This window comes from Runella limosa DSM 17973 (assembly GCF_000482465.1).
Lineage (GTDB): Bacteria > Bacteroidota > Bacteroidia > Cytophagales > Spirosomataceae > Runella > Runella limosa.
The window spans coordinates 258,229-264,968 of the sequence record NZ_KI519429.1 but is presented as its reverse complement, the minus strand read 5'-3'; the positions used below and the strand labels follow the sequence as shown (position 1 = coordinate 264,968).

Here is a 6,740-nt window from a genome sequence, read left to right as displayed (position 1 = left end):
ATGAAAAATTTAACTCAAAATAAGACAAAAATCTGTGCTTGAAGTCTCTAACTTTCTATCATTTACGTGTCCAATAATTAGCGGTTAGCACACTAAAATATAAACGAATGAAATTAAATGCTTTTGTCAGGGTATTGATAAGTACGCTTGTCGTAGTAGCAATGAGTAATGTACATGCTCAAACGAAATCAGATACAACAAGCATCGAAAATATTGTGAATGATGAAGTAAGTGCTTGGAACAAAGGCGATGCAATCAACTATTCAAAACACTTTGCTGAAGACGGTACTTTTACAAATATTTTGGGAATGTTCTTTACAGGGCATCAAGCCTTTGTCGAACGACATGACGATATTTTTAAAGGTAAATTTAAGGATACTAGGCTTGAGATGAAAATCGTAGCACTAAAATTTGTTCGGCCTGATGTTGTGATTGTAGAGTGTCTTACTTGGACATCAGGTTTTTTAAACGGCCCTTTACCAGGTACAGTATTGGATGACAAGGGTCGTCTTTGTACACGACTATTACAGGTAATTGCAAAAACGGATGGAGAGTGGAAAATTGTAACGTATCATAATATTGACGTTAAACCTGCAGCTTTTGGAGTAAAAAAATAGTAACCAGAATGGTACAAGTAGGTCGTTTGTACAAGGATGTAATTGCCTATAAGTTGTTAACCTATACTGCATACGTAGAATAAATCGCGCGAACCACCCTCCCGAAAGTTCTAAAACTTTCGGGAGGGTTCGCCTCAACGCCTAAGAAATCAGTACCTTTTTAGGAATTACCCTGATTTTGTGACAAAAAATTTCAAAAATTACCCTAATTTTGTGACAAAAATTTCAAAAAATTACCCTGTTTTTATGACATGTTCAATCGAACTTTATTAAAAGAGCTAGAAGAATGGTCAGTAAAACCAATGCGAAAACCATTGGTACTAAGAGGTGCAAGGCAAGTTGGGAAAACGACAATTGTCAATCATTTCGCTCAACAATTTCAACAGTATATCTATCTGAACTTAGAATTGCCAGAGGATAGAGGCCCGTTTGAACAATTTGTGTCTTTTGAGCAACTAATCCAAGCCTTATTTTTTCTCAAAAACCAACGATTAGTTGATAAAGCTAAGACATTGATTTTTATTGATGAAATTCAGGTGGTTCCCAAGGCGCTCAATCTCTTGAGGTACTTTTATGAGCGTGAACCTGAGATAAAAGTGATTGCAGCAGGAAGTATGTTGGAGTCGCTTTTCGATAAAAATGTCAGCTTCCCAGTAGGTCGGGTGGAGTATAAGGTAGTGAGGCCAGCTTCTTTTGAAGAGTTTTTAGGGGCAATGGGTGAAGAAATAGCACTAGAACAACTCACGAATGTTCCTATTCCAGCATTTGCCCATGCTAAAATGTTGCAACTTTTTCATCAATATGCTTTGATTGGCGGAATGCCAGAGGTAGTGAATCAGTATAGTCAGTTCAAAGACCTTACAGCATTGTCCGAAATATATGATACTTTGTTGGTTTCGTATGCGGATGACGTCGAAAAATATACCCATTCAGAAAGCCAAGTTCAGCACATTCGTCACGCAATTAACGCCGCATTTCGAGAAGCGGGGCGGCGCATCAAATTTGAGGGATTTGGAAATTCGCCGTACAAGTCAAGGGAGATGGGAGAGGCGTTACGAACTTTAGAAAAGGCCTTACTTATTCAGTTGGTTTACCCTGAGACTGGATTTGCTTTGCCCTTGAATCCTGATTTAAAAAAATCTCCTCGCCTTCAAGTACTAGATACGGGCTTAATGAATTACAGCGTAGGAATACAATATGATATTTTAGGAACGACGGACTTACACAGTGTGTATCAAGGAACAATGATTGAACACCTTGTGGGGCAGGAACTACTCGCTAAACAATCATCTGCGTTGGCGGGGTTGCATTTTTGGGTAAAGGAAAAAAATAGCTCTACGGCAGAGGTTGACTATTTATACCCTTATCGAGGGAAATTGATACCTATTGAAGTAAAATCTGGGGCAGATGGCCGTTTAAAATCATTACACATTTTTATGGATGCTTCTCCTCAAACCTTTGCCGTTCGGTTTTATTCAGGAATGTATGCCGTAACCGAAGCCAAGTCAGTGGAAGGAAAGCCATATACATTGATAAATATGCCGTATTACTTGGTTTCGCAGTTAGATAAATACCTTGAAGTAGCTTCCCAAAAGCCCTGAAACTTTCGGGAGGGTAAGATACTACCTCACACTTTTTTCGAGTGTAATGTGGATGACGATTAAAATTTAAAAGACTAGACTTAATCCGAAAAATTGTATTTTTGTCAGCCAATTATAAGAAAATGAGCGAGATAAGAGAGCGATACGTCAATCCTTTTACCGACTTCGGTTTTAAGAAGTTGTTTGGAGAAGAACCGAACAAAGACTTGCTATTGGATTTTTTGAATGAGTTGTTGAGAGAAGAAGAAGGGGAAATCAAGGCAATTACTTATTTAAAAAATGAACATTTGGGCGCGGGAGATACAGATAGAAAAGCTATTTTTGATTTATACTGTGAGAATGAACGCGGCGAGAAGTTTATTGTAGAATTGCAAAAATCTAAGCAGAACTTTTTCAAAGACAGGACACTATACTACTCGACGTTTCCAATTCAGGAACAAGCCAAACGCGCAGATTGGAACTACGAGTTGAAGGCTGTTTATACGGTAGCGATATTGGATTTTGTGTTTGAAGAAGACAAAACGGAGCGTAAAAAGTACCGCTACAATGTAAAATTGACGGATGTAGATACCTGTAAAGTGTTCTATGATAAGTTGACGTTCATCTATCTGGAAATGCCAAAATTTGTCAAGTCGGTAGAAGAATTGGAAACACGTTTTGACAAGTGGCTCTATGTCCTCAAAAATCTCAATAAATTAGACAGAATCCCCGACCGACTGCGGGAACAGATATTTGAACGTTTGTTTGAGGTGGCAGAAGTAGCCAAATTTACCCGTGAGGAATTGCAGTCTTACGAAGACAGTTTGAAATATTATCGTGATTTGAAAAACTCGTTAGATACTGCTTTTGAAGAAGGCAAAATAGAAGGAGAAGTATCAAAAGCGATTGAAGTGATAAAAAAAGGGTATTCAGAAGGGCTTTCGGTAGAGGTACTTGCAAAGTTGACAGGTATGTCGGTAAGTGAAGTGAGCCGAGTACTCAATGGTATTTAACGCGGTGACCTACTGAGAGGCCACCGCGCGGAGCATATAAGAGAATAGGCTATTTATGCTAAATCAAAACGGTCGAGGTTCATCACCTTCGTCCAAGCGGCTACGAAATCATGCACAAATTTCTCGTGAGCATCTTCGCAAGCATACACTTCGGCGATGGCACGAAGCTCAGAGTTTGAACCAAAAATAAGGTCAATCCGCGTCGCAGTCCATTTTGGCTCGCCCGTAGCGCGGTCGCTGCCTACAAATACGTTTTGCGCATCCGACGTAGCTCTCCAGGTCGTTCCGAAATCAATCAAGTTAACGAAGAAATCGTTGGTAAGTGTTTCAGGACGGTCAGTGAATACGCCGTGCTTCGATTTACCAGTATTGGCATTGAGTACGCGCAAACCACCCACCAACGCCGTCATTTCTGGCGCTGTCAAAGTCAATAATTGCGCTTTGTCAACGAGCATTTCTTCTGCTGAAATCGTATAGCTGCCTTTCGAGAAGTTACGGAAACCGTCAGCGATTGGCTCAAGTACGTCAAACGATTCAACGTCGGTTTGTTCTTGTGAGGCATCACCACGACCTGCCGTAAATGGCACTGTGATGTCAAGTCCTGCGTTTTTCGCTGCTTGCTCAATACCCGCGCTTCCACCCAATACGATGAGGTCGGCGATGGAAACTTGCTTGCTCGATTGAGTGCTGTTGAACGACGCTTGGATACCTTCCAATACTTCCAACACTTTTGCTAATTGTGCAGGGTCGTTGGCAGCCCAATCTTTCTGAGGAGCCAAACGAACGCGGGCACCGTTGGCACCACCACGCTTGTCCGAACCACGGAAGGTCGAAGCCGAAGCCCAAGCCGTCGAAACAAGTTCAGAAACCGACAAACCTGATGCTAAAATTGCTGCCTTGAGTGAAGCGATGTCCTGATCGTCAATTAGTTCGTGTGAAACGGTAGGGATGGGGTCTTGCCAAATCAATTCTTCGGCGGGTACTTCTGGGCCGAGGTAGCGAGCACGTGGACCCATGTCACGGTGCGTCAATTTGAACCATGCACGGGCAAACGCATCGGCAAACTCGTCAGGGTTTTCGTAGAAACGACGAGAGATTTTTTCGTAAGCAGGGTCAAGTCGCAACGCTAAGTCAGTCGTAAACATGATAGGCGCGTGGCGTTTTGATGGATCATGGGCGTCTGGTACGCTATCGGCACCCATGCCGTGCTTAGGTATCCATTGGTTGGCACCCGCTGGGCTTTTTGTCAATTCCCACTCGTATCCAAAAAGATTCCAGAAGTAGTTGTTGCTCCATTTGGTTGGCGTTGAAGTCCAAGCACCTTCCAATCCACTCGTGATAGTATGGCCTGCATTTCCTGTGCCGTATGAGTTGAGCCATCCCATGCTTTGCGCCGTAATATCAGCACCTGCTGGTTCAGCCCCTACGTACTGGCCTGGGTCAGCGGCACCGTGGGCTTTTCCGAAGGTGTGACCACCCGCAATCAAAGCAACGGTTTCTTCGTCGTTCATGGCCATACGTCCAAATGTCACACGAATATCGTGCGCAGCAGCAAGTGGGTCTGGGTTGCCATCTGGGCCTTCTGGGTTAACGTAAATTAAGCCCATTTGTACGGCTGCCAACGGGTTTTCCAAGTTGCGCTCACCTGAGTAGCGGCTATGAGGGTTGTTGCTCAAGGCCAACCATTCTTTTTCTGCTCCCCAATATACGTCCTCTTCGGGTTCCCAAATGTCTTCACGACCACCGCCGAAGCCAAATGTTTTGAAGCCCATTGACTCAAGGGCGCAGTTTCCTGCCAAAATCATCAAATCGGCCCATGAGAGTTTTTTGCCATATTTTTTCTTAATAGGCCAAAGCAACAAACGTGCTTTGTCGAGGTTACCGTTGTCAGGCCAGCTGTTGAGTGGCGCAAAACGTTGGTTTCCTGTGCCACCTCCTCCACGGCCATCGGCGGTGCGGTACGTACCCGCGCTGTGCCACGCCATACGGATAAAGAATGGGCCATAGTGACCATAATCGGCTGGCCACCAATCTTGTGAGGTGGTCATCAATTCAAAAAGCTCGTTTTTAACCGCCTGTAAATCGAGTGATTTGAACTCTTCGGCGTAGTTAAAGCCTTTGTCCATTGGGTTCGACAACGTAGAATGTTGACGAAGAATGTTCAATTTCAACATGTTAGGCCACCAATCGCGGTTAGAGGTTCCTCTACCGCCTGCGCCTTTGGTTAATACTGCCCCAGAAAATGGGCATTTACCTTCGCCGTTGCCATTGTGATGTACTGAATCCATCTGTGTGAGGTTGTGGTTTGAAGTGGTTTGTTGTTTCTGATTTTTTGCCAAAAGTAGGGATATACGCGGTATCTATCAAACTGATATTATCTATATTTGTATAAATATTGTCTATAATGAACTTACAGCAGTTAGAATATATCATCGCCGTTGATACCTACCGCCATTTTGTAACGGCTGCCGAAAAATGCTTTGTTACCCAAGCGACCCTGAGTATGATGATTAAAAAATTGGAAGATGAGCTTGGGGTCAAAGTCTTTGACCGAAGCCGACAACCCGTTGTCCCTACCGAAATTGGGAAAAAACTGATTGAACAGGCCAAAGTCATCTTGAAAGAAACAGCTCGTATTCGAGAAATTGTCGAATCGGATACGCAACACATGCAAGGAACGCTGAAAATAGGCATCATTCCGACGCTTTCTCCGTACTTGATTCCATTATTTCTGCCTTCCTTCTTGCAGAAATATCCAGAGATAAAATTACAAATTCACGAGCTAACAACCAATGAAATTATCCGACAATTGAAACAAAATCAGTTAGATGCGGGGTTGTTGGCCATTCCTTTACAAGATACAGACATCACCGTTCAGCATTTGTTTTATGAGGAGTTTGTGGTATATACGGCCAAAACAGATCAGTTATTGACTAAGAAGTATTTGTTGCCCAAAGACATTGATCTCAAACGGCTGTGGTTGCTGGACGAAGGGCATTGTTTGCGCAATCAAGTCATCAATCTCTGTGAACTGAAAGTGCAAGAGCGCCATTTTCGTCAGGTGGATTTGTCTTCGGCAAGTATAGAGACGATTAAAAAGATTGTTGAAATCAACGAAGGTATTACGGTTTTACCTGCTTTGGCGGTCAATGATTTGAGCGAACAAGAAAAAAATAACATTCGACATTTTCAACTGCCCGCACCAGTACGGGAGATAGGCATTGCGAGTTTTCGGTATTTTGTCAAAGAAAAGTTGATTGAAGCCCTCAAAACCGAAATTTTAGCCCACATTCCCGAAGAAATGAAGACCAGCAGCCAGAAACAAGTCATTGAGACGGGGTTGGTATAGTTTTTTTGTCATTCCGAGGAATCTTAATTTTTTAACACATAGTTCAGATAGTATTTTCACAATAGAATACATAGCTAATGTTGCCTATGTGTACATTCTATGTTTTCTATGTGTTTAAAAATGGGTGGCACGCTGATAGACCCCTCCTGCCGTCGGGGTGACAAAGTGCGCGACAACCCAC

General features: G+C 42.9%; 5 protein-coding genes. 4 read left to right on the top strand and 1 reads right to left on the bottom strand.

Annotated elements, in window-relative coordinates; all coding sequences use genetic code 11:
• Positions 1–107 precede the first annotated feature (107 nt).
• The 3 genes from K339_RS0129735 to K339_RS0129725 all read left to right on the top strand — a co-directional run bounded on the left by K339_RS0129735 (position 108) and on the right by K339_RS0129725 (position 3,210).
• Positions 108–617 (top strand): SgcJ/EcaC family oxidoreductase, encoded by a 510-nt coding sequence (locus K339_RS0129735; protein WP_084332358.1) that lies wholly within the window; start codon positions 108–110, stop codon positions 615–617.
• 302 nt (positions 618–919) lie between these two features.
• Entirely contained in the window at positions 920–2,218 is a 1,299-nt protein-coding gene (locus tag K339_RS0129730) for an ATP-binding protein (RefSeq protein ID WP_229598850.1), read from the top strand.
• 122 nt (positions 2,219–2,340) lie between these two features.
• Complete coding sequence (locus tag K339_RS0129725; protein ID WP_028526851.1) at positions 2,341–3,210, top strand: Rpn family recombination-promoting nuclease/putative transposase; 870 nt, start codon at positions 2,341–2,343, stop codon at positions 3,208–3,210.
• Positions 3,211–3,263: 53 nt separating this feature from the next.
• Here the strand turns inward: K339_RS0129725 and katG are convergent, their stop codons facing one another.
• Entirely contained in the window at positions 3,264–5,498 is a 2,235-nt protein-coding gene (katG, locus tag K339_RS0129720) for a catalase/peroxidase HPI (RefSeq protein WP_028526850.1), read from the bottom strand.
• Between the two features lie 116 nt (positions 5,499–5,614).
• Here katG and K339_RS0129715 point away from each other — a divergent pair, with 116 nt between their 5' ends.
• Positions 5,615–6,559 carry a hydrogen peroxide-inducible genes activator gene (locus tag K339_RS0129715; RefSeq protein ID WP_028526849.1) on the top strand — a complete coding sequence of 315 codons (945 nt, stop codon included), beginning with the start codon at positions 5,615–5,617 and terminating at the stop codon, positions 6,557–6,559.
• The last annotated feature ends 181 nt before the right edge of the window (positions 6,560–6,740 follow it).

What these genes read in the sequence shown, in the direction of transcription:
- K339_RS0129735 (WP_084332358.1), top strand. Translation starts at nt 108, where the DNA reads ATGAAATTAAATGCTTTTGTCAGGGTATTGATAAGTACGCTTGTCGTA.
- K339_RS0129730 (WP_229598850.1), top strand. Translation starts at nt 920, where the DNA reads ATGCGAAAACCATTGGTACTAAGAGGTGCAAGGCAAGTTGGGAAAACG.
- K339_RS0129725 (WP_028526851.1), top strand. Translation starts at nt 2,341, where the DNA reads ATGAGCGAGATAAGAGAGCGATACGTCAATCCTTTTACCGACTTCGGT.
- katG (WP_028526850.1), bottom strand. Translation starts at nt 5,498, where the DNA reads ATGGATTCAGTACATCACAATGGCAACGGCGAAGGTAAATGCCCATTT.
- K339_RS0129715 (WP_028526849.1), top strand. Translation starts at nt 5,615, where the DNA reads ATGAACTTACAGCAGTTAGAATATATCATCGCCGTTGATACCTACCGC.